The sequence below is a fragment of the Bacillus cereus group sp. MYBK95-2 genome, assembly GCF_051915225.1.
Taxonomy (GTDB): domain Bacteria; phylum Bacillota; class Bacilli; order Bacillales; family Bacillaceae_G; genus Bacillus_A; species Bacillus_A cereus.
In genome coordinates, this window is record NZ_JBQAEH010000001.1 from 466,691 (window position 1) to 491,841 (window position 25,151).

Here is a 25,151-nt window from a genome sequence, read left to right on the forward strand (position 1 = left end):
TAGATGTAATATTCAGTTTTTATTAAAAGACATGTAACAATCGTACACATACAAAAAAATCATTTCGTATATCGATTTGCATAGCTAAACGCCGCATAAGCATCCGGCTTAATTTTTGCAGTTAATCCCATCGCTCGAATTTTTTCTGTCATATCTAAAATAAATTCTTTTGTTAAGCCATCATTCCCAATGTCTAAATGAATTTCCATTATGAATCCAGCCCCATCTTGAGCATAAGGATGCAATAACTCCCATATTGTTTGTATATGAGTAGGCGTAAATAGACATGCGATTTCTTGACTAAACTGCGTTTCTAAATATATTTTCTCACGTAAGGTCGCTGGCTTATCTTTTACTGATCTATGGTGTAAACAACCCCAGGCACCTTTTCCAACACGATGAATATGGATTGCTGTAATAAACCTCGTATCCTTTTGATGCGCTTGCGAGTCTGTCCCAATGGATAATCGATACAAATTTCGCGGATCCTTTTCAATGAAACTACAAATACGGTTAAAGACCATATCAAAATTTAAATGTCTCTCTGAAACATTGTAAAATTTATGTGCACCGTCCACAGAGTCACGTCCTTTCAATTAGACAGACTTTTCGTATTCTCATTGTATGGGACAAAAACTAAAATTATAACTTCCTATCCTTTATTCGTTTCAATATTTCGAATTACAAAGTGACAAACTTGGCACGTATAAATTACATTTTGATTAGATTGAGCCGTTAATACATGAATAATCTCAGCAGAACTTTGACAATTAGGACAAATCACAACTGGTAAACGTTCCATACGATAACCTCCTAGTTATATTTCTCCCGCTATTTGCAAAACCCAGCGATAGTGAGAAGTTTAGCTTCACATATTCACCCGGTTGACGAGACTAATTATCCACATGGATAAGCAAACTTGCACGGATTAAATTTTCATTTTAATACCATTGTAGGAAAAATAAAAAACTTCTATACATTACGCTGGAAAGTAATAGAACTAAAAAAGGTACTGCCATGTGGCAGTACCTTTTTTATATGTATCAAGAAATGATATCGTAAATCTCAATTGCAACCATGTCGATATTATCGAATTGATATACTTGAGGTTTTTCACCTTGTTGATACACTTCTAACTCATACATTTCACTTTTATCGAAAAATTTCACGCTACATTTGCGCTCACCGTTCACTTCAAAATAGCGTTGTGCTACTTCACCGCTTTCAGCTTGTTCTTGTAGACTAACAAGTCGAGTTAAAATTCCTTGGAGTAGAGACATGAAATCTCTCCTTTCTCTGATCTTCCTACCAATAGGTTTTACAGCTATACTCATTCTATCCGTCATAACAGAAAAAATGTTCCACACTCTAGGATAAAGGTTATTGGCCAGAAACTCAACTAAAAATTTGTCGAAATGCGAAGGAAAAAACAGAAAGAACATATTTCTCCTTCATTATTGCGGTTTTTATACTGGAAGAATATAATAAAAAACAGAAAAAAGGAGGAATTACAATGAAAAAAATTGAGGTTTATACACAACCCGATTGTCCGCCATGTGTTATTGTAAAAGAATTTTTGAAGCATAATAACGTTGCATATGAAGAATTTGACGTAAAAAAAGACGCTGCTGCTCGCAATCGTCTTTTATACGACTATGATTCTTATTCAACTCCAACAGTCGTAATTGATGGCGAAGTAGTTGCAGGTTTTCAAATTGAAAAGTTACAACAACTACTCAATATAGAATAGGAATAGGTAAATACCTATTCCTATTCTTATCCCGCTATTTGTAGGTAGTAAAACTCCCACCCACTGATTAAAAGTTTCACTTTATAATTGTTGCAACCTTTTTATTTCAGTTAAAAGTTCCTGACTTTCATGATATCCTGCTAACTTCCATTTATCTTGATCCCTTTTCAATGTTACAATTTGATATTGTCCACTTTTTGTCCGCTCATATACATATAAATTTTTATGTTCTTCATCATACGACATTTTCGTTTCTGAATTAAAAGAAAACGGTGCTTCTTTTGCCGGAAGTAAATATTCACCACTTTGTTTATCACTTCTGCTATTTTCATCTGTAAATACTTGAAGGAAATTATCTGTAAAATACGGTGATAACGTCTCTATCATCTTATTCATCGGCAAATGCTTCCCACGAATTGAAAACTGGGTTTCATAGCCTTTTTGTATCGTTGTAAATACTTCTTTCCGATCGACTTCCACTTCCTCTTTTCCTAAAACAGTCGTAACACTATAACCAACTAGAAAGGCAACACATACAAATAGAACAAGCCATATTCCATATTTCCTCATTTTTTCACCTTCCTTTTAAAAGAACTTGTCTTTGTAGTATTCATTGTAACAATGATTATGCAAAGAAAGGACAGATTTCGTTCGTAAAATCTTTACAACGATAGACAGCATTTTCATCACCATTTTCACTATTACCAATTTATGATAAAAACAAACAAAAAATGCACGAATCTCTTCGTGCATTAAAATAAAACATCTTCTTCATATAAATATTCATAAGATAAATCTATAAATAAAAAGTTGTCATCATCAATCGGGAAAGAAAATGTTCGTACCATTTCTCCCGTTTCAATATCTGCATATAAATCTGAAAGCCTCGCCTTATTCTCAAAACGCATTTTCATTATATTCTCGAGAAAATACGGGCGCCAGCTCCAGTTCTTCATATAATAATCCGGCATCACAATCCATTCTCCATCTTTTTTCATAACATTTCCTGATTGTTGGAAACCATCTTCATTACAAATAAATATACGAAAACTACACTGTGATACACTTTGACTAAATTGTAATAACCAATCATTTATATCTTCATTCTTTTTTTGTTTTGATAAAACATCGCCAATGCGATCGCGTAACATCTCTGTTAAATTATAAATTTTTTGTAACTTCTTCTTTTCATGCTGAATAAACTGATGACATTCATTACCTAGTCGCTCTTTCAAAACATTCGTTTCAATAAAATCAGGTAAACATTCTTTTAAATAATTACCTTGATAATATCTTCCGCCGTTCTTCCAAGCATATTGCAGTTGATAAAAAGCATCTATTTCTTCATATAATAAAGTTGCACCAATTCTTCTAGCAAGTAATGATAAAGAATATAAAATATCTTGATAAGATTGTAAAAGTGCTGTTTGCCTTAAGTTCGTTAAATCTACTTTTAAAATATCAGGTGCTAACACGCTAATACGCTCTAAATTACTTGTACCCGTTCCGACTTTATTAATCGAAATTTGAATACCATATGTACGATAATACATAAGCAAATGATTAAATTGCTCTATATCTTCTTTACATTCATGCTCTGTAATCTCTAAAACAATTTGTTTTAAATTTAAACCTTGTTCTTCGTACCTCAATAAAAGTTGAAGCAAGCTTTCATCATCATCATTCATTAATACATTAGCATTCCGATGTATAAATAATAATAATTTTTGATCGCTTTCTAAATAACGATTTAAAGCTTTTTCTACTATAATATTATCCGCTTCCAGTTGAAATTCACTTGGAATCGAATCATCGTGAAAGAAAGAAGCTAAACTTTGTATGCCCTCTTCTGTTTGAATACGTCCTACTACTTCATATCCAATTACAGTATGCTCATCAGCACTAAAAATAGCTTGATAATAAGGAAGGACTTTATCCAAGTTACTCATTACATCTAATGCATCTATCAACGTGCTTCCCTCCCTTTACTTTTCAAAAATTATAACATGATATTTACGGAAAAATAATAAAAAATCCCTTCAGTTTTCCTGAAGGGATTAGAGGGGTAAAATGCTAAGGGGAATTAGCAATTCTACTATGAAGAAAAAAGAGGTCTTAAATATAACGTATATATGACCTCTTGTAAACACTTTTCTTTCATATGTCACAATTCCGTCACATTTAACCGTAAAAAAATGAATCAAACATTCATTTTTTTATCCCTTTTAAAATGGATATTGATGTAAATGTTGTCCTCCATCCATTGTCATGCAAGTTCCATTTATGTACGCAGCTTCATCTGAGCATAAATAATAAGCTAGACCAGCGATTTCTTCTGGCGTACCCAGCCTTCCAAGCGGAACACTTTGTATCGTACGCTTAGCCATTTCTTCTGAAATCCATAATTTATCAGCACCGCCCGTACGTTCAATTGGTCCTGGAGCGATAGCGTTAACTCGTATTCCATATTTACGTCCCCACTCAACAGCGAGCGTCTTCGTCATCGCTAATACTCCTGCCTTCGCTGCAGCCGAATGAATAACTCCTGGACCTGCATCCCATGCATATGTTGCTACCATGTTAATGATATTCCCTTTTATACCTTTTTCAATCCAATATTTTCCGACAGCATGGCTACAGTAAAATGTACCGTTTAATACAATATTAATGACCGAATTCCAGCCATTCACGGATAAATCTTCTGCTGGACAAATAAAGTTTCCAGCTGCATTATTTATTAAAACATCAATTCGACCAAACTTCTCATCAATCTGTTCAATCATTTTCTGAATGTCATCCGTATTTCTTACATCCATTTGTACAGGTAATACTTGCCCTGGAAATTGTTCAATTTCCAACTTTGTTTCCTCTAGTTTTTCTTTTGTACGTCCTGTAATAACAACTCGTGCCCCTTCTTTTGCAAAGCGAGTCGCCATTCCTTTTCCCATTCCACTCGATCCACCTGTTATAATAACTACCTTTTCTTTCACATACATCCCCTCCAAAAAAATGAATACACATTCATTTTATCACTTTATTTAATAGAAATCTTTATATTTTTAAACTTTTCTGATATTTTAATGTAAAGAACTTTCTTTTTATTCATTTTTTTCGTAATCTATACTAATTTTTTATTATGTAAAGTATATTTTTAAATAAACTGAAAGGAGATTTGAGTAGCCTGTAAATGGAATAAAAACATTGAGGTATACTCATATTTTTATGACGCACATTACAAGAAGAAATTTTTTAAAAATTGGTATGCGTACTTGTCTCTATTCATTTATAACCAGTGGCATCGGATACTACTATGCTAAATATATAGAACCCCATTTCATTTCTTTTACACAGCACACATTAAAATCACAACTCATCCCAAAAAGTTTTCATGGTATGAAAATTCTTCAATTCAGCGATTTACATCTCGGATACTATTTCTCGCTTCAACATTTATCTCAAGTTGTTTCTAAAATTAATGCTGTAAATCCAGATATTGTCCTTTTTACCGGAGATCTCATTGATAATTATCAAACGTATACTGACACTCCTTTTGTCGCGTCCATTTTAAAAAATATACAAGCCCCCTTCGGTAAATTCGCTATTTATGGTAACCATGATCACGGTGGATATGGAACTGAATACTATGAGCACATCATGCGTGAATCAGGATTTGAACTATTGCTAAATAGTAAAAAAAGAATTCATCTAATGGATAATAGTGAAATTTCTATTTTCGGTCTCGATGATATACTACTAGGCAAACCAAAAATAGAGAAAACATTACAACATGCACGGCAAAATACTTATAACATCGTTCTTGTTCACGAGCCAGATATCGCGCCGCAAATTTCCAAATATCCAATCAACTTGCAACTTTCTGGTCATAGCCATGGCGGACAAGTACAAATTCCTTTTTTAGGGGCTATTATTACACCATCACTCGCCAAAGACTATATTGAAGGCTTCTATACGATGCAGGATTTAACTCTCTATGTCAATCGAGGCCTCGGAAGAACACGTGTCCCATTTCGTTTCATGTCAAAACCTGAAATCACAATTTTCACACTCCAACATTCGTAATAATTCGCCTATTTTCTTACATATCCTTTCTTGTACGCGCTCATCCATGTTTCGTTTACCATATGATAAAAGTGAGTCCAATAAAGGAGGTATGTTCATGTATCCATATTATCAACCAATTCCAGTCCGTTCAGCACCTATTGGTCCAGTAGGCGACTCACGCTTCTTCCCGTTTTTTGGCGTTCCCTTTCTAGCTGGAATTGCTGGTGGATTGCTCGGCGGAGCATTAGCTTTCGGCCCTCGACCATTTTATCCACCTTATCCACCACCTTTCCCGCCGCCAGCACCTTATCCTTGTTACGGTGGACCATGTCAGCAACCCTACTATTACTAGGTTAAAGTAACGATTCTTTCAAATATTATTCTCTCAACGAGCCATCTCATTACACGCTTATAATAAAACTATTGTTTCTACTCATCCTTCCATTTTTGGAGCATATGAGTAGAAAAAAGTAAAAACCTCTTATGGACATAAGAGGTTTTTACTTTTTTTCATTATTCAGCGTCTGTATTTTGATACGCCATCTTAAACAACTTCACTTGGCTATCAATTTCTTCTGTACTACCATTAATAACATAATAGTAATCACCATCTTTATTTTGTTCACGTGTTTTCACATTATCAGCTAATGTAAGCTGTAAAATCGCCTTAATTCGTGCCTTCATTTCAATATCTAATATCGGGAAAGATATTTCCACTCGCTTCTCCATATTTCGCGTCATCAAATCAGCTGAAGATAAATATATTTTCTCCTCCCCATTATGATGGAAATAATAAATACGGCTATGTTCTAAATATCTTCCAACAACACTAACTACACGAATATTTTCACTTACATTTGGAATACCAGGTCGTAGGCAACATGTTCCTCGAACAATGAGCTCTACCTTTACTCCAGCTTGTGATGCTTCGTACATTTTTTTTATTAACGGTTTATCTGTTAATGAATTCATCTTAGCGATAATATATCCATTTCCATATTGCCTATGATAACGGATTTCTTCATCTATTAAATCCATAAATTGCTCTCTTATATCAAATGGAGCAACCGATAAATGATGAAAATGTGGCTTTGTTGTATAACCACTTAAATAATTAAAGAAATTGGTTGCATCGACCCCAAAATCTTTTCTTGATGTAATATATCCAAAATCAGTATATAACTTCGCTGTTGCATCATTATAGTTCCCAGTTCCGAGATGTACGAACCTTTCGATTTTTCCGTTTTTTCTCCTTACAACTAGCGTAATTTTACTATGTGTTTTCAAGTGACTGACACCGTAAATAACATGACAGCCTGCCTGTTCCAATTCTTTAGCCCAGTGAACATTGTTTTCTTCATCAAACCTTGCCTTTAATTCAACTAATACCGTCACTTGTTTTCCCTTTTCAGCCGCTATCTTTAACGCCTGAATAATCGGTGAATCACCACTTACACGATATAACGTTTGTTTAATCGCAAGTACATTCGGATCGTCTGCCGCATCACGGACAAAATCAACTACCGGCTGAAATGATTCAAAAGGATGATGTAATAAAATATCATGCTCAATTGCTTTTTCAAATACATCTTCTTCATCACCTAAATCTTGAGGCGGTTGCGGAATAAGAGCTGGATATACAAGATGTTCATATAAAGGAGCTAGTTTTTTATATAAAGAAAACAAACATGTTAAATCTAATGGGCCATCCATTATATATACATCTTCATCTTTTACTTCCAGAACCTCATATAATAACGCTAATACTCTTTCATCAATGTGTTCTTTCCCAACTTCTAAACGTACAGCAGCCCCCCACTTACGCTTTTTTAATTCTTTTTCAATTACCTTTAATAAATCTCTCGCACCTTCTTCATGAATCGTTAAATCTGCATTGCGTGTAATACGGAAACGAGTAACAGATGATACTGTATATCCCGTAAATAATTTATGAGTAAAGCTACTAATTACGTCTTCTAATAAAATAAATTTATGCTTTTGCCCTTCACTCGGTAAAATTATGAAGCGCTCAAGTAATGAAGGAACTTGTACAATCCCTAACTTCGTCCTGTTTTCTTCTTCCGCTTGCTTCTCATCATATAAAAGAGTAGCCAAATTCAAACTTTTGTTTAATAACATTGGAAATGGGCGATATGCATCAATAGCTACAGGAGTTAACACCGGAAAAATTTGCTCGTCAAAATACTCTTCTATAAATTCTCGCTGCTCTTTCGTCAAATCATTGAATGTTAAACGTTCAATTCCCTCTAACTCAAGCGCTGGTAATACATAATTTTTAAATGTATCATATTGTACTGTCATTAGTGCATGGGCTTTTATCGCAATTTTATTTAATTGCTTTTTCGGTGTTAAGCCAGCTTTATTTTCTGGTTGATTAAATCCAGCACTCACTTGATCCTTTAATCCCGCTACACGTACCATAAAAAATTCATCTAAATTCGAACTAAAAATACTAATAAATTTCAATCTTTCCAAAAGTGGATTATTTGCATCTTGCGCTTCTTGTAAGACACGTTCATTAAATGCTAACCAACTTAACTCTCGATTATTGTAATAAGCTGTATCATTTAAATTTACTGCATTCCCCTTCAATAATTCCATTCTCTTCACACTTCCCCTTGAAACTTTTTTACTATAATTTAGTTAATTTCATTTTATCAAATTACAATATTACAAAGTGTAAATTTTTCGTAAAGACATCCGTACAACCCTAATGTTTTAGTTCAAATAATAAATTAATATTCGTTTTTAATACTCTTTCTAACTGTTTTTTTTGTTTTTCAGCTTGTACTTTTTCTGCTAATGCCGATTGTTCACATAAAACTTTAAACGTTAATCCCTCTTCGCTTTCTGTTATAGATATGGTATCAATAAGCGATCGTTGCCTTACATTTAAAGTAGCTGAAAATTGTAAAACAGCTCCTAACAGGCGGATTTTTTTTTGTTCGCTTTTATCAAACCAACCTTCAAATGGAGATAAATGCTGTTTAAATAACATTTTTGATTTATACGATGCAATAAGCGCTAGCCTTACTCGATCTTTATGCATCATGCCATCAATTGTCTTATTCGCTAATAAATAAAACGTATGTAAACGGCTCGCTTCTTCGTCTATATATTTGCCTATATTAAATACTTTCGCAGCTTGATGGAACACTTCCCAGTCTTTTACTGACATAGAAATAAGCCCTATTTCCTCAAGTTGTTTGCAAATTAGTCTTCCATGTTTAATAAGTTGAATAACAAATTCCATGTCCATTTCGTATTCATGTGATAGTAAATGCAAACTTTCTTCAACTACGTTCGGATAATATGAAATCCCCAAATCTTTTGTCAACTCTTCATAGAAAACACCTTCTCTTAACCCTTTTCTACTTAATACAAATGCCGGTGCCTCTATAACATGAACAAGTGTATGAAATACTTCAACCGCTGGAATAATCGTATCTGCTCGATCTTTTGCTAATCCTTCCAATTTCTGAAGTTCTATGAACGACAATTTTTCCAATTCCTCTTTTACACTTTCAACATCTTCTTCTTTCATCTTGTATAAATGTAATCCTGCTATAGGATAACATATTAAATTTTGATGGATTTTTACTAAGTTCCTAGCACTACCACCAATTGCAATAAGAGGCAATTTCTTATTGATTAACCATGGTAACGTTCGAAATTGAAACTCTAAATACTGTTGCATTCCCTCTAACTCATCTTTAGTAGGAATATCACCTTTAATAAATTGTTGCTTTAAAGAAAGTGCCCCAAAAGGAAAACTATGGTACTCTAAAATCTCTCTATTTCTAAAGTATGTAACTTCCGTACTCCCCCCACCAATATCTACCGTTATTCCTTCTGAAAACGATGTAGAATTCATAACCGCCAGGTATCCGTAACGCGCTTCCTCATACTCTGATAATACTCTAAGAGTAAAGTCCGTTTGTCCTTCAACAAGCTTTTTAATTTCCTCTTGATTCTCCGACTGTCTAATTGTTGCTGTTGCAACACAAAGTACATGATGCAACTGATGGAATCTTGTCCTTTCTTGAAATTGAAATAATGTCTGTAATAATACTTCTATTCCCTCTTCATTCAATACACCATCAATTAAGTAATTCCTTAACCTAGCAACAACTTTCGTATTTTCAATCTCTTTATAAAAACCTCCATTTTGCTTTTCATAAATAACTAAACGCATTGTATTAGATCCAATATCTATAATGGCATACCGTTGTTTTAATATTTCTTTCAAACTTCTCACTCTTTCATTATCAAATTTCAAAAACATATTCTATTACTATTATACAAAATAGTTGTTTTTTGTAACAATATTGCTTTAATATTGAAAATATATACAATCACTTTTTGCGTATAATAAATACCTATTTTATTTATGGTATAATAATGAAAAATTGAAAGGAGATTCAATATGAAACCTTCACAACCACAATCTCAATTACAAAACCAACATTCTATTAATCGACTAGCTCAATCTATTTTCGTTGTGAATCGTCATGCTAAAGCAGCTACTAATCCTAAATATTTATACTGGTTAAAAAAGACAGCTTTAGAACGTTTGATTGCTGAAAAAAAAGCAATTAAAGAAGGATTGCATTTTTCTAGAAACCCACGTTTTAGCCAACAACAATCTGATGTCCTTATACGTTTAGGCGATTATTTTTTCCACATCCCTCCTACGAAAGAAGATTTTCGAATTCTACCGCATCTTGGTCATCTTGAATCCTCCTATCGAAATCCGAAAACAACCTTATCTTTAACAGTAGCAAAAAAAACACTTCAAGATTATATTGGTCCTGAAGCATTAAAACAAGAAAAAAAATTAAGTGAGCCTGTTCCATGGTATAGTCGTACTTATACAAAAAAATAAAACAGTTTGGCCAAGTGTAGGCCAAACTGTTTTATTTTTTCTCTTCTTTAATTTTAATATTTGCTTGTTTATAAAAAGCTACTTTTTCTGTATTATAAGACTTTGTAAATTCATTAAATTTATCTTTTTCTGACTCAATATCCTTATAAGATTGATTTACTACTTTTACTTTTTCACTAATATCTTTTAATTTAGTACCTTTATCTTGTAACATTGTATATAACTCTTTTTCTTGTTTTAAAGATTTGTTATAGCTGTCATACATTTTATTAAATGAATCGTGGCGTTTCTCATACGTGCTTTTCACTTTATCAGCTTGATCTTTCAATTTCTTATCTTCAATTTTCTTCACATACTTATCAGCTGACTTCACTTCTTCTTGCGCTTTATTTAAAACTTCTTTTTCTTTTGTAAGCACTTTTTCTCGTTCAGTTGTATTTTTCACTGCTTGATTCAGTTTTTCTTTAACAGTTTGATTATTATCTTTTCCTTCTTGAACAATCTGGTTATATAATTCTTGTCCTTCTTTCTCTAAAGTCTCAAGTTTTTTTGCATCTTCAAACATTGTTTTTTCTTGTTTAGCAGCGTTTTCAAACGCTACATATAATTCTTCTTCTGGTTTCGGACCGAAACAACCGGCTAATAAAATCATTGATAATGTAGTTACAATTGCTAATTTACTATATTTCAACATCTCTTCCTCCTACTTATAAACGACCATCGTGTAATATAAAAAAGTTATAAAATATGTAATTGTTCTATACACTCGCATCTTTTTTACGAAGATCATTAATATTGTTTGTACAAATTATTACTTGATATTACATTATTCTTTTTGAATTATTTAGCAATTCCATATCCATCTTTAAGTATACTACTTCGTGTTTTTTAAGGCCTGTTCACACTATGTATTACTTTAATATCCACGGAATTTCACCTCAGTCTTAATAAGACTATAATAGTTCACCTGATAAAAGGTGATCGCTCCGCTCTCACGTCTATCATTCCCTTTCCAGCTTTCTATCAATTAATCTCTTTGTTCATTTTACACAGTACAATCGATATCTCGCAACAACTTACAAATATTCTTTTCATTTCCTAAAAAGGAAAAGTGTAGAGCTTGCTTTCCTCTACACTTTTAAAATAAAACACACTGTGCAAATTGCATTGGCACTACCATCATAATTATATGCTTATTTCATATATTTTTAAAGACTTTTATTACAAACGTGGCGTTTTTTTGTAATAAAAGTCAAAAAAATGTTACAAATAAAACATCTTCCTATCATATATCTTCAAATCAAAGCTTCACTCATTTTCTTGCAAATTTCTATACTGGTACAATTGATTTTGCGACTTTCTCAACAGTTCTTCAAACGTTTTTCCTTCTACTGGATAGCTAGCTGCTCCAAATAAAAGAGTGACACTGAGTAAATCACCTTCTATTTCACTTTCAATATTTTTCATTAATCGTTTTGTTATTGTTGATGTTTCATGACCATTATCAATTGCTACAATAACGTATTTATTTTCATCCCACTTTGTAACAACATCGCCCTTCCGAATTGTCTTTACAATGGTACTCTCTAATTTTTGTACTAACACTCCCAACTTTTTTTCTTGCAACGTGTCTTTTAATCCTTCCCATTCTTTTACAGAAAGAATGTACACTGTAATATTACGAGAATCTCTTTCAGATAAAGCAGCTACTTTCCCAAAAAAATCAACAACAAAATCATTGCTTGCCATTCCTCCTACTTCCATACCCATACGCTCGTTTGTTCTTTTATCGTACCAATGTCCAAAATAATAACTTAGTATCATTTGCAATATATAAATAATAAAGACGGTATAAAATGATCGTGAATCCAGTTTTGCAATTACATCCTGAAGTGCAATCCATTCTGTAACTGCCACAGTATTGCCAAGCAATAATCCACTAATTTTCCCTTTATGTTTCATACTTTTCCCCCTTTTATACCAATATATGTTTCTATATCAATAATGTTTTTCTACAAAATAAAAAATGTACATATGCAATGTACATTTCTGCTTAAGCTTGTATACCTTTTCTACTCTATTTCATATATATAATATATAACTTTTATAGAAAGGAGTAATCTATATGCTACAAAAAGAGAATCTATCAGATGCTATGCGTTTACTAGCTGGTTTTCTATTATCATTAAAATTATTATTTACCTCTTTCGGGATACACTTTATTACAAACGATCAAATCGACGCTATTGTTAATGTTGTTTCATTTTTATTTATTCTATACTTTGGCTACAAAAATAACTATGTAGGAAAAAAAGGAATGGAGCAAAAGAAAATACTCAAAAAACACAACCTTCACTAAAAAAGGAACCTTTTGTACAGGTTCCTTTTTATCATTGACGCACAACAACTTCATTTGTTTGCAGTGGGCCATATGATATCTCTTTATCTTGAAATGTATATGTAGCCTGAAAGAATGTTTGTTTAAGAGCTTTATCTTTATTAGCTTTTATTTTACAACGTAGTTCCACCTTCTCATTCGGTAACAAATCATCAATTCGCCATCTAACAAGCTGGAATAAAAACTCACTTATCCCCTTATCAACTTTTAAAGAATTAGGAATATAAGCAAAGTAATCTCGAATCATATGACTTACAACAACTCTCGAAATCATTTCTACCCCTTTATTTTCCACTTCAATTCTCATAATAAGTATGTCGTTTACATCGTAGGTCAATTCATACGAAAATTGTTCTGTATACATACTACCAATTTGTAATGTAACGGCTACTTGAGGAAATTCGTTTTCCTTTTTCGATCCGTCAATCCACAATACTGGTTGTAACGGTATTGAATACTTTCCTGTATCCGAAATTCGTCCCCATATTTTCATAATATATATTCACCTCATTTCAGATGTAACATACACACAATGAATTCCCCAAATTCCTAAAGCTTGCTACAAGCAATGTTTAATATTTCTCTTCCTTTTATCCTATTCGACAATATGAAGAAAAAACCATTTTTCATCTATTAACAGAAGGTGTTCTTTATGAAATTTTTTTACAATTTACTTCATTCCCTTCATAGCAATATTCGTATGGCTCACTCGTTCTCTACTCATACGAAAGAATATTTTGACGGAAGAAAAAATTTGCCTTATAGTCAAATTTGACTATAATATTCTTTATGGCATATAAGTGCACTTATGGAAAAGAAATTAACATCAACTATACATTTAAATTTTTTATCCACTGCACTCAAAATTTAATATAGTTTACTTATTTCTAAAGGAGGGTTATATTTGGAAACTCAACCATTAAAAAAAGAAGCCAACAAGACAAAATTTGTTGTTGCTGGTTTACTGCTTGGTATATTAATGGCCGCAATGGATAATACAATCGTTGCAACCGCAATGGCAACAATCGTTGGAGACCTGGGAGGATTTGATAAGTTTGTTTGGGTCACATCAGCTTATATGGTAGCAACAATGGCAGGGATGCCTATCTTCGGGAAACTTTCTGATATGTACGGGCGGAAACGTTTTTATATTGGTGGCCTCATTCTTTTCTTATTCGGTTCTGCGCTCTGCGGAACAGCTTCAAGCATTGAGCAATTAAGTATTTATAGAGCTATTCAAGGGATCGGTGGTGGTGCCCTTATGCCTATCGCCTTCACAATTATGTACGATATCTTCCCACCAGAAAAACGCGGGAAGATGACAGGACTATTCGGTGCTGTTTTCGGGACATCTAGTGTATTCGGTCCTTTATTAGGTGCTTATATTACAGACTATATAAGTTGGCATTGGGTCTTCTATATCAATATTCCATTAGGACTTATCTCCTTTTTCTTCATTACTAAATACTACAGTGAGTCTCTAGAATTTAGAAAACAAAAAATCGATTGGGCTGGTGCTATTACACTTGTCATAAGTATCGTTTGCTTAATGTTCGCATTAGAACTTGGTGGTAAGGAATATGCCTGGAATTCTACTGTAATTATTGGCTTATTTACAACAGTAGTTATTACGCTTATTATTTTCTTCTTTGTAGAACGAAAAGCAACCGAGCCTATTATTTCATTCCATCTATTTAAAAAACCTTTATTCGCAGCTAGTCAAGGAGTTGCCTTTTTCTATGGTGCCGCTTTCATTATCTGTACAGTTTATATTCCAATCTTCATTCAAGGCGTCCTTGGAGGTTCCGCCTCTAATGCTGGATTAATTTTAACACCAATGATGGTTGGTTCTGTAATTGGAAGTCAAACGGGAGGACAATTAGCTTCTCGAACAAGCTATCGTAACATTATGATGGTATCTGGTGTCTTCTTCGTTCTTGGTATTTATTTATTAAGTACTTTAACAATGGACACACCTCGTTTACTCGTAACACTATTTATGATTCTCGCTGGGCTTGGTGTTGGTTTCTCATTCTCAGTATTAAGTATGTCTTCTATTCACAAGTTGGAAATGCGGGACCGTGGTTCGGCGACATCAACAAACTCATTCTTCCGATCACTCGGTATGACTCTTGGTGTAACGATTTTTGGTACAATTCAAAATCATATTTTTACAGATAAACTAAACTCTGTATTCCCCCCTGAACTAGCAAAATTAGCTCCAAAAGGCGGAGACACAAGTTTCTTATTATCACCAGGCGCTACCGCAAAAATTCCTGCTGAAATATTAGCGGGTATTAAGGAAGCTCTCGCTACATCTATTGCGAACACATTCTTCTGGGCACTCATCCCGGCTGTACTAAGTATTATTTGTATTTTACTTATGGGAAATGAACGCCTCTTTACAGGCCCTAAAAAGAAAGAAAAACAAAAGCAAGTTAGTTAATATAAAAAAGAAGCGGCATATCCCTTTATGAAAAAAGATATGCCGTTTATAATATGTATAAAGTTTTTATATACAGGAGTTGAGACAGCATGAGCATGAAATTAGTCATTCTCGGCTTACTACTCGAAGGAGATAAACATCCATATGAAGTGCAGCATATTATGAAAGAACGACAAATGGATTGTTACATTAAATATGCTAAAGGATCACTTTATTACGCCTTCGAGCAATTAGAAAAGCAAGGGGCAATTCATATTACAAATGTAATTAGAGACACAAATCGACCTGACAAAACGATTTTTCATATAACAGAAGAAGGCAAAAAACTATTCCACACTTTACTATTAAAACAATTCGAAGCCAAAAACCAAATATATAAACCTATTTATTCAGCCTTATCTTTCGCTCACTTTAGCAATGATCACGAATTAGTTCCTATTTTAGAAAAAAAGAAAAACGATACTCTTCAATATTTACATACTATGCAAACGATATATGATTGTAATAAAGGAAAGGTTCCACGTGCACAACTATATATTTTGCAAAGTGTAATTGAGCATATTACAGTTGAATTACAATGGCTAAACACCCTCCTTAAAGATGCTATAGCAGGCCAACTTTCAGAAGTTGCTATAGATGAAGATTGAACTATGAAAGAAGACATCCCTACTTCTTTCATAGCTCAATTTCTCTTTTCATACTGTAATATTATTAGTTACTCCAGAATATAAAAAGTCAGAATACTAAGAAATAAAAACTTTAGAATTTTCTTATTTTAAAACAGTAGACAAAATTCCAAAAATTATGTTAAAATTTGTTTCAATATCATATCGCTTGTTAAATTCCTTTCAAAAGGAAAATAGGTACACGAAAGTTTCGTTTCGTGTTTAAAAGGGAAGCTTGGTGAAACTCCAACACGGTCCCGCCACTGTAAATGCTGAGATTTCTTTTTGGTGCCACTGTGAAAACGGGAAGGTGAAAGAAATTATATGAAGCATAAGTCAGGAGACCTGCCTGTTTTAACAACACTGATAGATTCACGGATGATGATGAGGTGTTAAAACAAAAAGGAAGGCTTATTTTCTATGTCTTTGTACTTTTTGTTATAGGTATTTCCTAGTAAACGGAAATGCTTACTTTCAATTAGGGAGGAATTTAAAATGGCAATTCAAACAAGTAACTTAGGTTATCCACGTATCGGACTACAACGAGAGTGGAAAAAAACATTGGAAGCTTTTTGGTCCAATAAAATCGATGAAGAACAATTTTTAACAACAATGAAAGAAATTCGCCTTCAACACGTAAAAGTACAGCAAGAAAAAGGGATTGAACTCATTCCAATTGGCGACTTTACATATTATGATCACGTTTTGGATACTGCCTATATGCTAGGATTTATTCCATCACGTTTTTCTGAGTTTACATCTTACCTTGATGTATATTTCGCAATGGCGCGTGGCTCTAAAGATCACGTAGCTTCCGAAATGACAAAATGGTTTAACACAAACTATCACTATATCGTTCCTGAATATGAAGAGGGATTACAAATCTCTTTAAAAGATAATCGTCCACTTCGCTTATACGAAGAGGCAAAACAAGAATTAGGAGTAGATGGAAAGCCTGTTATTTTAGGACCATATACTTTCTTAAAATTAGCTAAAGGTTATACACAAGAACAATTTCCTACCATTTTAAAACAGTTAGTTGCACCTTACGTACAACTGCTTTCAGAACTACATGCAGCTGGTGCACCAGCCATTCAAGTTGATGAACCGATTTTCGCTTCTTTAACTAAAAAAGAAGTTCAACAAGCAAAAGAAATTTATGAAGCTATTCGTAAAGAAGTTCCAAATGCGACTCTTCTTTTACAAACATATTTTGATAGCGTAGAAGAAAACTATGAAGAAATTATTACATTCCCGGTATCCGGTATTGGATTAGATTTCATTCATGGTAAAGAAGGTAATCTAAATGCTATTTCAAAATATGGATTCCCAGCTGATAAAACTTTAGCTGTCGGTTGTATAGATGGCCGTAACATTTGGAGAGCTGACCTTGATGAAGTTCTTGAGTTATTTACAACGTTACAAAAACAAGTCCAAACGAAAGATATCATCGTTCAGCCTTCTTGTAGCTTATTGCATACACCAATCGATAAAACAGAAGAAACTCACTTATCGACTGAGCTGTTTGATGCGTTAGCATTTGCAAATCAAAAATTAGAAGAGTTAGTTCTTATTCATTCCGCTCTCACTCAAGGTACAGAAAGCATTAGTAATGAGCTGGAAACATATCGAAACGTACATCATACAATTCGTTCATCTGCTGCACGTAACCGAGAAGATGTCAAAGCAGCACGAACAGCACTAAAAGAAGAAGATTTTTCACGTCCTCTTCCATTTGAAAAACGATACGAATTACAACAAGTTGCTCTAGAGTTACCGCTATTACCAACAACGACTATTGGTAGCTTCCCGCAAACAACTGAAGTTCGTCAAACGCGAAAAGAATGGCGTAACGGTGTTATTTCAAATGAACAATATGAACAATTTATTGAAAAAGAGACAGAAAAATGGATTCGTTACCAAGAAGAAATTGGGCTTGATGTCCTTGTACATGGTGAATTTGAAAGAACTGACATGGTCGAATATTTTGGTGAGCGCCTTGCTGGTTTCTCATTCACTAAAAACGGTTGGGTACAATCATACGGTTCCCGCTGCGTAAAACCACCTGTTATTTATGGTGATGTAGCCTTTATTAACGGCATGACTATTAAGGAAACAGTTTATGCGCAAAGCTTAACAGAGAAAGTTGTAAAAGGAATGTTAACCGGACCTGTTACAATTTTAAATTGGTCCTTCGTTCGAAATGATATTCCAAGAAAAGAAGTTTCGTATCAAATTGCACTAGCTCTTCGTCACGAAATTGAACTACTTGAATCTTCCGGGATTAGAGTAATCCAAGTCGATGAGCCCGCACTTCGTGAAGGAATGCCACTAAAAGAAAAAGATTGGGATGCTTATATTACATGGGCAGTACAATCCTTCCTTTTAGCAACTTCTTCTGTAGCAAATGAAACACAAATTCATACTCATATGTGTTACAGTAACTTCGAAGATATTGTTGACGCGATTCGCGCATTAGATGCAGATGTAATTTCTATCGAAACATCAAGAAGTCACGGAGAATTTATTGATACATTAAAACATACAACATATGAAAAAGGCATCGGCCTAGGTGTATATGATATTCATAGCCCACGTGTACCGAGTAAAGATGAAATGTATAAAATCGTAGAACAATCTTTAGAAGTATGTGATCCTAAATATTTCTGGATTAATCCTGATTGTGGTTTAAAAACGAGAAGAACAGAAGAAGTTATTCCAGCTTTAGAACATATGGTGCAAGCAGCGAAAGATGCTCGTTCCCTTTTAAAAACAAACGCATAACAAAAATGGGTTATCCTTTTCTCAGGATAACCCATTTTTTATTCTTTACTTTCAAAAAAGAATTCATATTGTATTTTATATAATTCATCATCCGTTGGCTCTTCAAGAGGAATTGCTTGTAATACAACTGTATACTCACCATTTGGAATAGGTATTTGAAATTTATCAGAAAGAATACTCGTTATAACGATACTTTCATTTTCAACTGTAAAAGGAACCGTAATCGTTCTAACTACTTCTTCTTTTTCAATATGTTTCCCTGGGGTCACTTTCACTTCACAAGTATAATCAGAAAGTGCTTCAAAAATAACAGTTCCATCTGCCTTAGCATAACCTCTTTCAAAATCTTCATCAGTCCAATCTACATAAGGCTGCTCACCGTCATAGTTCATCAACATTAATTGCGAATAAGAAATCGTTAACTCCATAGTTCCCCTTCTCCTTCATTATGAAATATACAACTACTACTTCACTTCAAATTTTACTCGCGTACCATCTGGGTATTTATCTAACTTATTCCCTACCCAAGAACCTGCTCCGCGGTTATCCGCCGGACTTATATATTCAATATGTGCTCCTTTTCCGCCTTCCTTGCACATCGCCATTGGCCATTCATCACGATCATACCCTTTTTTTGATGGATATGGTGCTAACGACAATTTCCTTCTATCTGCAGCACCACCACGATCGATTGTACAAACTTCTGAATGCCCTTCTTTTATAGCATCCGTAATATGTTTTCCTGTCTCTGGATAACGTTCTTTCGGAAATTCTAACACTTGATCATACGTATTCGTTTTCTTTACACTTGTTTCCTCTGGCACAAGTACTTCATAAACTGCTACTAAAATAGACAGAATTGCGATAATTGAAATGATAATACCTTTTAATTGCTTCATGTATACCTCCATGTTTCTACCAGTTTCTTTTCCTCCGTTATTATAACAAACTTCTCCTGTATATGTTTTCAGACATTATTTTAGTTATTCCTTGCCATTCCGCCAAAAATTTTCATTTTTTCACTAATGCTGTAGAAAACTAATAGCCTTCCGACATTCTTTTTCAAAGGAAGTCCTCATAAAAGATTGAAATGATATATACGATACTTTTTGGGGAGGAAATATGATGGAAGCTACCTATAAAACGAAAGATGTCACGAATAAAACAGGCATCCCAAAACATATAGTTCGCAAATATAGTCAACTGTTAGAAGAACATGGTTATATGATTTCCAAAACAGCTGATGCTCGTATTTATAAACTTGATGATTTAAAATTATTGAAATCTATACACGAAAGAGCTGCTACATTACAAGAAGATATTTCAGAAACGATACCGATTATTTTAAAAGAAAAAGAGGCCCCACCTGTACCAGTTATACAAGATAAGCAAGAGATACAAACGAAAGAAAAAGAAGATGGGCGTAACTTTGAGGAGTTCATGTTAAAACTTGAAATGCTAGCTCAATTAAATGAGGCAATTATTCATCAAAATTCTACTTTAATTACACAAAATCGTTTAAAGGATGAGAAACTAGACGAATTGATGCAACAAGTTTATGTAAAAGAAGGCTCTCAAGAAAAAATGCTTCAAGAGTTAGTCGATCACGCCGCTCAAACAGATGCACTGCAAAAAGAAAAGATGGACTTATTAATGAATCATATGTATAAACGAGAATCCAAACAGGAAGAAAAAATGAATAAACTTGTTAGTCAAATTTATAATAAAGACAGTAACCGTGATGCACAGCTTATGCAAGTTATTCGAGAAATTCAAGAAACAAAAAGAATGGTTGCTGCCTCAAAAGAGCAAAGCTTCTTTCAATCATTTAAAAGTTTATTTAGCCGAGCAAAACAAGAAAAAACAAATGAATAAACAATATAAAATAAAAAGTTACCTTTCATCGGTAACTTTTATTCCTTATTTTGTACAGCTGGTAATATAATAATTGCTTCAGTGCCTTTTCCACTTTCACTCTTATATTCCAATGTACCATTATGCGCTTGTAAAATACTAAATGTTACCATAAGTCCTAATCCTGTCCCTTTTTCTTTTAAAGAATAATATGGTTGCCCAAGCCTTGCTAACTGTTCATTCGTCATACCAACACCACTATCTTTAACTCTTATTATGATTGTTTCGTCTTTTTGAATAGCTGTTACTTTTAAATATCCTTTATTTCCTTGAATTGCTTCAATACCATTTTTAACAACATTCATAATAGCTTGCTTCAATTTTGTCTTATCACCAATCGTATAAAGACTTTCTGAAATTTCAACTTGTAAATATACACCTTGCATCGCTGCAAATGACGACATGAGAGTGGTCATTTCTATTAATTGGGCTGATAAACAAATGTGTTCTTTTTTCTCAATTTGCGGCCTTGCTAAATTTAAGTAATCTGAAATAATTTGTTCCGCCCGATCCAATTCAGCTAATACGAGACGCATATAATCCTTATTCTTCACATCTTCCGTACTTTCTAGCAATTGGATAAATCCACGAACAACAGTTAGTGGATTTCGAACTTCATGTGCCACACTTGCTGCTAACTCACTTACAATATTAAGCTTTTCTGATTTTTGCATCTCTGTACGTAGCAATGCATTTTCATTTAAATATTCAGTTAAATACACCTGAAATACCATTGTCATGACCATGATAAGCGAGGCAAATATAAATCCGCTATATATTTGCGAAATATACGGTGTAAATCCTGTTTCCAAAAGAACATTAATCATGCCTAATACTAAAGAAACAAGCACATAAAATGATGAAATCATAAATGCTAAAATTAATTTCTTATCCCTTGAAAAAAGAGACCATTTCTTTGATAAAAATAGCGGAACTATCAATAAAAATATTACTTCTAAAACTGGAAGAAAGCTCATTCCCTTTAGTAACCATTCGTATGCAACAAAAATAACTGCTGGGATTAAACCAACAATCCCACCATATAAAAAACCACTGACAATTGGAATGGGGTGAAAGTTATACCCACACACATTGCCAAAACAAATAGAGTATGTCATGGAGAGAACGAGCGTAACGCTAGATAAAAACATAATAAAGTAACGATTTGGCTTCGGAGGCATTTCTTGATAGCGATTTAAACGAATCGCTTCATATAAAAATAGTGGCAAAATTATGATGGCAATTTGAATCAATAAATCACGGATAAGCTCCATAACCTCTCATCCCCTATATGTATTTTGATATGATTATATCATTTTATAGGTGTATTTGTTTTAAAATTTTGATTTTTCTTAACATATTTGTTAATTCTTTGTTAACAACTCATAATAATTGTTACAGATTTTCGAAATGATTGTAAACCCTGTACCAAATTTCCTTCGTGCAGTATACAATGAATACGGATTACAAAGAAAATATAAAAATACTTTTTTAGACGGACAACTATAGCAAAATACAGCATATAATCCATACTATCTATGTTTACAAATAAGTGATCATTACTTTAGTAGGAGGAAGATAAATATGGCGGGTACTACGCTTGTTTTAAAAGAAGAAAATTTGGTTGTTCTAGAAAATGTTGAAAAATCAGTATATGAAGAGTTACAGCATAAAGCGGGAGAAGAAAACTGCACATGTGCTGTGAACGAATCAGTTGTTCACCTTGGCAAGGTATCCTCTGTACTCTGGAATGAAGATGAAATAGATTGGGAATACGGATATTAAAAAGTCGCTTATAGCGGCTTTTTTTCTCTTTTCTCTCTCTTTCTAAATAACATATACAAAGCGTAATCATAGAAAATATGATAAAATGAACTTAATTTTCAAACGGAAGAAAGGGAGATACAATGGAACAATTCATTAACCCTAGAGTGAAGGATATCCAAATTTCTGGAATCCGTCAATTCTCTAACATGATTCAAAACTATGATAATTTGATTTCTTTAACAATTGGACAACCCGATTTCCCTACACCTTCTCTCGTGAAAGAAGCGGCAAAACGGGCGATTACAGAAAACTATACAAGCTATACACATAACGCTGGTTTACTAGAATTACGTAAGGCAGCTTGTAACTTCGTAAAAGATAACTACGATTTACATTACTCACCTGAAAACGAAACCATCGTTACAATCGGTGCTAGCGAAGCAATTGATGTTACATTCCGAACGATTTTAGAGCCAGGAACAGAAGTAATTTTACCTGCTCCTATTTATCCAGGTTACGAACCCATTATTCGATTATGCGGTGCAACGCCTATTTTTGTAGATGTTCGTGAAACTGGATTTCGTTTAACAGCTGAAGCGCTTAAAAATGCTATTACAGAAAAAACAAGATGTATCGTACTACCGTATCCTTCTAATCCAACTGGTGTAACTTTATCCACAGAAGAGCTAAAAGATATTGTAGATGTTTTAAAAGATAAAAATATTTTCGTCCTTTCAGATGAAATTTATAGTGAGCTTGTATATGAACAAAAGCATACATCTATCGCACATTTCCCAGAAATGCGTGAAAAGACAATTGTCATTAACGGTTTATCTAAATCACATTCTATGACTGGCTGGCGTGTTGGACTTTTATTTGCACCAAGCTATTTAGCAGGACACATATTAAAAGTTCATCAATACAATGTAACGTGTGCTACTTCAATCGCTCAATACGCTGCAATTGAAGCATTAACAGCAGCTAAAGACGCACCAAAAATGATGCGCCACCAATATAAAAAACGCCGTGATTACGTATATAATAGACTCACTCAAATGGGATTAACAGTTGAAAAGCCAACAGGTGCATTTTACTTATTCCCATATGTTGGTCATTTGACATCTTCATCATTTGATTTTGCACTTGATCTTGTCAAAGAAGCGGGACTAGCTGTAGTTCCTGGAACAGCATTCTCTGAATACGGTGAAGGCTACCTTCGCTTGTCCTATGCGTATAGTATCGAAACTTTAAAAGAAGGCTGCGACCGATTAGAAGCCTTTCTAATGAAAAAAGCTAAGAGTTAAACTCTTAGCTTTTTTATGCATAATGATCACAAGTTTGACGTTTTAGTAATTTATGAGGAATAATGATACACTTTGCAGTGGATTCTGCATTCTCTACTTTATCAACTAAAGCTTTTGCCGCCTCATATCCTAGCTGATAAATATTCACATCAACTGTCGAAAGTGGAGGGCTCGCAATTTCCGATAATAAAGCATTATTAAAGCTTACAATAGAAACATCTTTCGGTACAACAAATCCTTTTTTAGAAAGAGCACTTAACACACCAAGTCCAATTAAGTCATCCGTTGCCATAATTGCCGTTGGCGGTTGCTGCAGTCCCATTAATTCCTCAACAGCTTGTTGACCACTTTCCCTCGAAAAATCAAAATGTAAAATATATTCTTTTGGTAATACAATGTCTGCTAATTTCAAGGCATCACTCATACCAGCTAAACGATCTCTCGTTACAAGTAAATCTGATCCACCACCAATGAACGCGATTTGTTTATGCCCTAATGAAATTAAATATTCTGCCACTTCTCTTGCAGCTGTATAATTGTCATTATCTACATATGTAATTTCATCTTTTCGATCATATGGTTTTCCTATTAAAACAAACGGGAAATTTTGTTCATGTAAATATTGAATAATCCGATCATTCTCCCTTGAATATAAAAGAATAATGCCACCAATTTGGCGTCCTTGTACCATCTTTACGACACCATTAAAAATTTCTTCTTCCGTTTCACCTGTCGACATGTAAAGCGCATAACCTTCTACGTGTGCAAATGAACTAATCCCTCTTATAACTTCTGGGAAAAATGGATTTTGAAAAGCTTTACTTGCAGAACTTGGCATAACAAGACCAAGTGTTTTCGTCGTTTGGTTCGCAAGATTTCTCGCATTTAAATTGGGATGATACCCTAATTCACTCATCACTTTCCTAACACGGCGCTTTGTCTTTTCACTTATACTTGGATTATCAGCAATTACACGAGAAACTGTTGATGGTGCAACATTCGCTTGCTTCGCCACATCTTTAATTGTAACTGTCATAAAAATCCCCCTCCTCTCATTTCTCTGCCATTTTTCATATATTTTATCTCGCACTCATTGCAAGTCATAAACTTTCATTTCTTATATCTTGCAAAACTAATCCTATTCTCCCTCTTCAT

General features: G+C 33.7%; 26 protein-coding genes and 1 riboswitch. Of the genes, 11 read left to right on the forward strand and 15 right to left on the reverse strand.

The annotated features are described in order from the left end of the window. Window positions 1-59: 59 nt before the first annotated feature. The 3 genes from ACTFN4_RS02260 to ACTFN4_RS02270 all read right to left on the reverse strand — a co-directional run bounded on the left by ACTFN4_RS02260 (window position 60) and on the right by ACTFN4_RS02270 (window position 1,280). Complete coding sequence (locus ACTFN4_RS02260; protein WP_000348489.1) at window positions 60-578, reverse strand: ribonuclease H-like YkuK family protein; 519 nt, start codon at window positions 576-578, stop codon at window positions 60-62. 74 nt (window positions 579-652) lie between these two features. Next, window positions 653-802: a hypothetical protein gene (locus ACTFN4_RS02265; RefSeq protein WP_000440540.1), complete on the reverse strand. Its 150-nt coding sequence runs from the start codon at window positions 800-802 to the stop codon at window positions 653-655. A gap of 241 nt (window positions 803-1,043) precedes the next feature. Continuing rightward, a complete protein-coding gene (locus ACTFN4_RS02270) occupies window positions 1,044-1,280 on the reverse strand; it encodes a YkuJ family protein (protein WP_000055151.1) in 237 nt (78 codons plus the stop codon). A gap of 233 nt (window positions 1,281-1,513) precedes the next feature. Between ACTFN4_RS02270 and ACTFN4_RS02275 the strand changes: the two genes are divergently transcribed. Beyond that, a complete protein-coding gene (locus tag ACTFN4_RS02275; RefSeq protein ID WP_000717875.1) occupies window positions 1,514-1,750 on the forward strand; it encodes a glutaredoxin family protein in 237 nt (78 codons plus the stop codon). Window positions 1,751-1,831: 81 nt separating this feature from the next. Here the strand turns inward: ACTFN4_RS02275 and ACTFN4_RS02280 are convergent, their stop codons facing one another. The 3 genes from ACTFN4_RS02280 to fadH all read right to left on the reverse strand — a co-directional run bounded on the left by ACTFN4_RS02280 (window position 1,832) and on the right by fadH (window position 4,740). Beyond that, window positions 1,832-2,320: a DUF3993 domain-containing protein gene (locus ACTFN4_RS02280; RefSeq protein WP_001233804.1), complete on the reverse strand. Its 489-nt coding sequence runs from the start codon at window positions 2,318-2,320 to the stop codon at window positions 1,832-1,834. 182 nt (window positions 2,321-2,502) lie between these two features. Beyond that, the gene (locus tag ACTFN4_RS02285) at window positions 2,503-3,720 is read right to left on the reverse strand and encodes an EAL domain-containing protein (protein ID WP_000564306.1); all 1,218 of its coding nucleotides are present in this window, start codon (window positions 3,718-3,720) and stop codon (window positions 2,503-2,505) included. 255 nt (window positions 3,721-3,975) lie between these two features. After that, window positions 3,976-4,740 (reverse strand): 2,4-dienoyl-CoA reductase, encoded by a 765-nt coding sequence (gene fadH / locus ACTFN4_RS02290; protein ID WP_000660913.1) that lies wholly within the window; start codon window positions 4,738-4,740, stop codon window positions 3,976-3,978. A gap of 232 nt (window positions 4,741-4,972) precedes the next feature. On the opposite strand from fadH, the gene ACTFN4_RS02295 reads away from it, so the two are divergent. Next, window positions 4,973-5,830, forward strand: coding sequence for a metallophosphoesterase (locus ACTFN4_RS02295; RefSeq protein WP_439962166.1), 858 nt, complete (start codon window positions 4,973-4,975; stop codon window positions 5,828-5,830). Window positions 5,831-5,927: 97 nt separating this feature from the next. Continuing rightward, entirely contained in the window at window positions 5,928-6,164 is a 237-nt protein-coding gene (locus ACTFN4_RS02300; protein ID WP_000283738.1) for a hypothetical protein, read from the forward strand. Window positions 6,165-6,325: 161 nt separating this feature from the next. Here the strand turns inward: ACTFN4_RS02300 and ACTFN4_RS02305 are convergent, their stop codons facing one another. Further along, entirely contained in the window at window positions 6,326-8,434 is a 2,109-nt protein-coding gene (locus ACTFN4_RS02305; protein WP_000421680.1) for a polyphosphate kinase, read from the reverse strand. 109 nt (window positions 8,435-8,543) lie between these two features. Then, on the reverse strand, window positions 8,544-10,118 hold the full coding sequence (ppx, locus tag ACTFN4_RS02310; RefSeq protein WP_439962049.1) for an exopolyphosphatase: 1,575 nt from the start codon (window positions 10,116-10,118) through the stop codon (window positions 8,544-8,546). Window positions 10,119-10,259: 141 nt separating this feature from the next. Between ppx and ACTFN4_RS02315 the strand changes: the two genes are divergently transcribed. Continuing rightward, window positions 10,260-10,718, forward strand: coding sequence for a YkyB family protein (locus tag ACTFN4_RS02315; RefSeq protein WP_000804864.1), 459 nt, complete (start codon window positions 10,260-10,262; stop codon window positions 10,716-10,718). Window positions 10,719-10,749: 31 nt separating this feature from the next. On the opposite strand, the gene ACTFN4_RS02320 is transcribed toward ACTFN4_RS02315, so the two are convergent. Then, complete coding sequence (locus ACTFN4_RS02320) at window positions 10,750-11,412, reverse strand: YkyA family protein (RefSeq protein ID WP_000922498.1); 663 nt, start codon at window positions 11,410-11,412, stop codon at window positions 10,750-10,752. A gap of 614 nt (window positions 11,413-12,026) precedes the next feature. Next, a complete protein-coding gene (locus tag ACTFN4_RS02325) occupies window positions 12,027-12,680 on the reverse strand; it encodes a diguanylate cyclase domain-containing protein (RefSeq protein WP_000680820.1) in 654 nt (217 codons plus the stop codon). 163 nt (window positions 12,681-12,843) lie between these two features. On the opposite strand from ACTFN4_RS02325, the gene ACTFN4_RS02330 reads away from it, so the two are divergent. After that, window positions 12,844-13,077 (forward strand): SPP1 phage holin family protein, encoded by a 234-nt coding sequence (locus tag ACTFN4_RS02330; protein WP_000939448.1) that lies wholly within the window; start codon window positions 12,844-12,846, stop codon window positions 13,075-13,077. Between the two features lie 31 nt (window positions 13,078-13,108). Here the strand turns inward: ACTFN4_RS02330 and ACTFN4_RS02335 are convergent, their stop codons facing one another. Continuing rightward, window positions 13,109-13,609 (reverse strand): hypothetical protein, encoded by a 501-nt coding sequence (locus ACTFN4_RS02335; RefSeq protein ID WP_000708120.1) that lies wholly within the window; start codon window positions 13,607-13,609, stop codon window positions 13,109-13,111. 411 nt (window positions 13,610-14,020) lie between these two features. Here ACTFN4_RS02335 and ACTFN4_RS02340 point away from each other — a divergent pair, with 411 nt between their 5' ends. From ACTFN4_RS02340 to metE, 3 genes are all read left to right on the forward strand, one after another. Further along, on the forward strand, window positions 14,021-15,562 hold the full coding sequence (locus tag ACTFN4_RS02340) for an MDR family MFS transporter (protein ID WP_000449912.1): 1,542 nt from the start codon (window positions 14,021-14,023) through the stop codon (window positions 15,560-15,562). Between the two features lie 89 nt (window positions 15,563-15,651). Further along, window positions 15,652-16,209: a PadR family transcriptional regulator gene (locus tag ACTFN4_RS02345; RefSeq protein WP_000062061.1), complete on the forward strand. Its 558-nt coding sequence runs from the start codon at window positions 15,652-15,654 to the stop codon at window positions 16,207-16,209. Between the two features lie 197 nt (window positions 16,210-16,406). After that, window positions 16,407-16,594: riboswitch (cobalamin riboswitch) on the forward strand. Window positions 16,595-16,722: 128 nt separating this feature from the next. Beyond that, window positions 16,723-19,011 (forward strand): 5-methyltetrahydropteroyltriglutamate--homocysteine S-methyltransferase, encoded by a 2,289-nt coding sequence (gene metE / locus ACTFN4_RS02350; protein WP_001007608.1) that lies wholly within the window; start codon window positions 16,723-16,725, stop codon window positions 19,009-19,011. A 38-nt stretch (window positions 19,012-19,049) separates the two neighbouring features. On the opposite strand, the gene comJ is transcribed toward metE, so the two are convergent. Together comJ and nucA are read right to left on the reverse strand one after the other, a co-directional pair. Beyond that, the gene (gene comJ / locus ACTFN4_RS02355; protein ID WP_048655569.1) at window positions 19,050-19,439 is read right to left on the reverse strand and encodes a competence protein ComJ; all 390 of its coding nucleotides are present in this window, start codon (window positions 19,437-19,439) and stop codon (window positions 19,050-19,052) included. A 36-nt stretch (window positions 19,440-19,475) separates the two neighbouring features. Further along, window positions 19,476-19,910, reverse strand: coding sequence for a DNA-entry nuclease (gene nucA / locus ACTFN4_RS02360; protein WP_000811494.1), 435 nt, complete (start codon window positions 19,908-19,910; stop codon window positions 19,476-19,478). Window positions 19,911-20,136: 226 nt separating this feature from the next. Between nucA and ACTFN4_RS02365 the strand changes: the two genes are divergently transcribed. Continuing rightward, a complete protein-coding gene (locus ACTFN4_RS02365; protein WP_000388471.1) occupies window positions 20,137-20,886 on the forward strand; it encodes a DUF3967 domain-containing protein in 750 nt (249 codons plus the stop codon). Window positions 20,887-20,924: 38 nt separating this feature from the next. On the opposite strand, the gene kinB is transcribed toward ACTFN4_RS02365, so the two are convergent. Beyond that, a complete protein-coding gene (gene kinB, locus ACTFN4_RS02370; protein ID WP_000420370.1) occupies window positions 20,925-22,199 on the reverse strand; it encodes a sporulation sensor histidine kinase KinB in 1,275 nt (424 codons plus the stop codon). A 310-nt stretch (window positions 22,200-22,509) separates the two neighbouring features. Between kinB and ACTFN4_RS02375 the strand changes: the two genes are divergently transcribed. Further along, window positions 22,510-22,710, forward strand: a complete 201-nt coding sequence (locus tag ACTFN4_RS02375; RefSeq protein ID WP_000929280.1) for a hypothetical protein — start codon at window positions 22,510-22,512, stop codon at window positions 22,708-22,710. Window positions 22,711-22,832: 122 nt separating this feature from the next. After that, on the forward strand, window positions 22,833-23,996 hold the full coding sequence (locus ACTFN4_RS02380) for an aminotransferase A (RefSeq protein ID WP_000434583.1): 1,164 nt from the start codon (window positions 22,833-22,835) through the stop codon (window positions 23,994-23,996). A gap of 13 nt (window positions 23,997-24,009) precedes the next feature. Here ACTFN4_RS02380 and malR read toward each other — a convergent pair whose 3' ends face one another. Beyond that, a complete protein-coding gene (gene malR / locus ACTFN4_RS02385; protein ID WP_000219053.1) occupies window positions 24,010-25,032 on the reverse strand; it encodes a maltose operon transcriptional repressor MalR in 1,023 nt (340 codons plus the stop codon). Window positions 25,033-25,151: the final 119 nt, after the last annotated feature.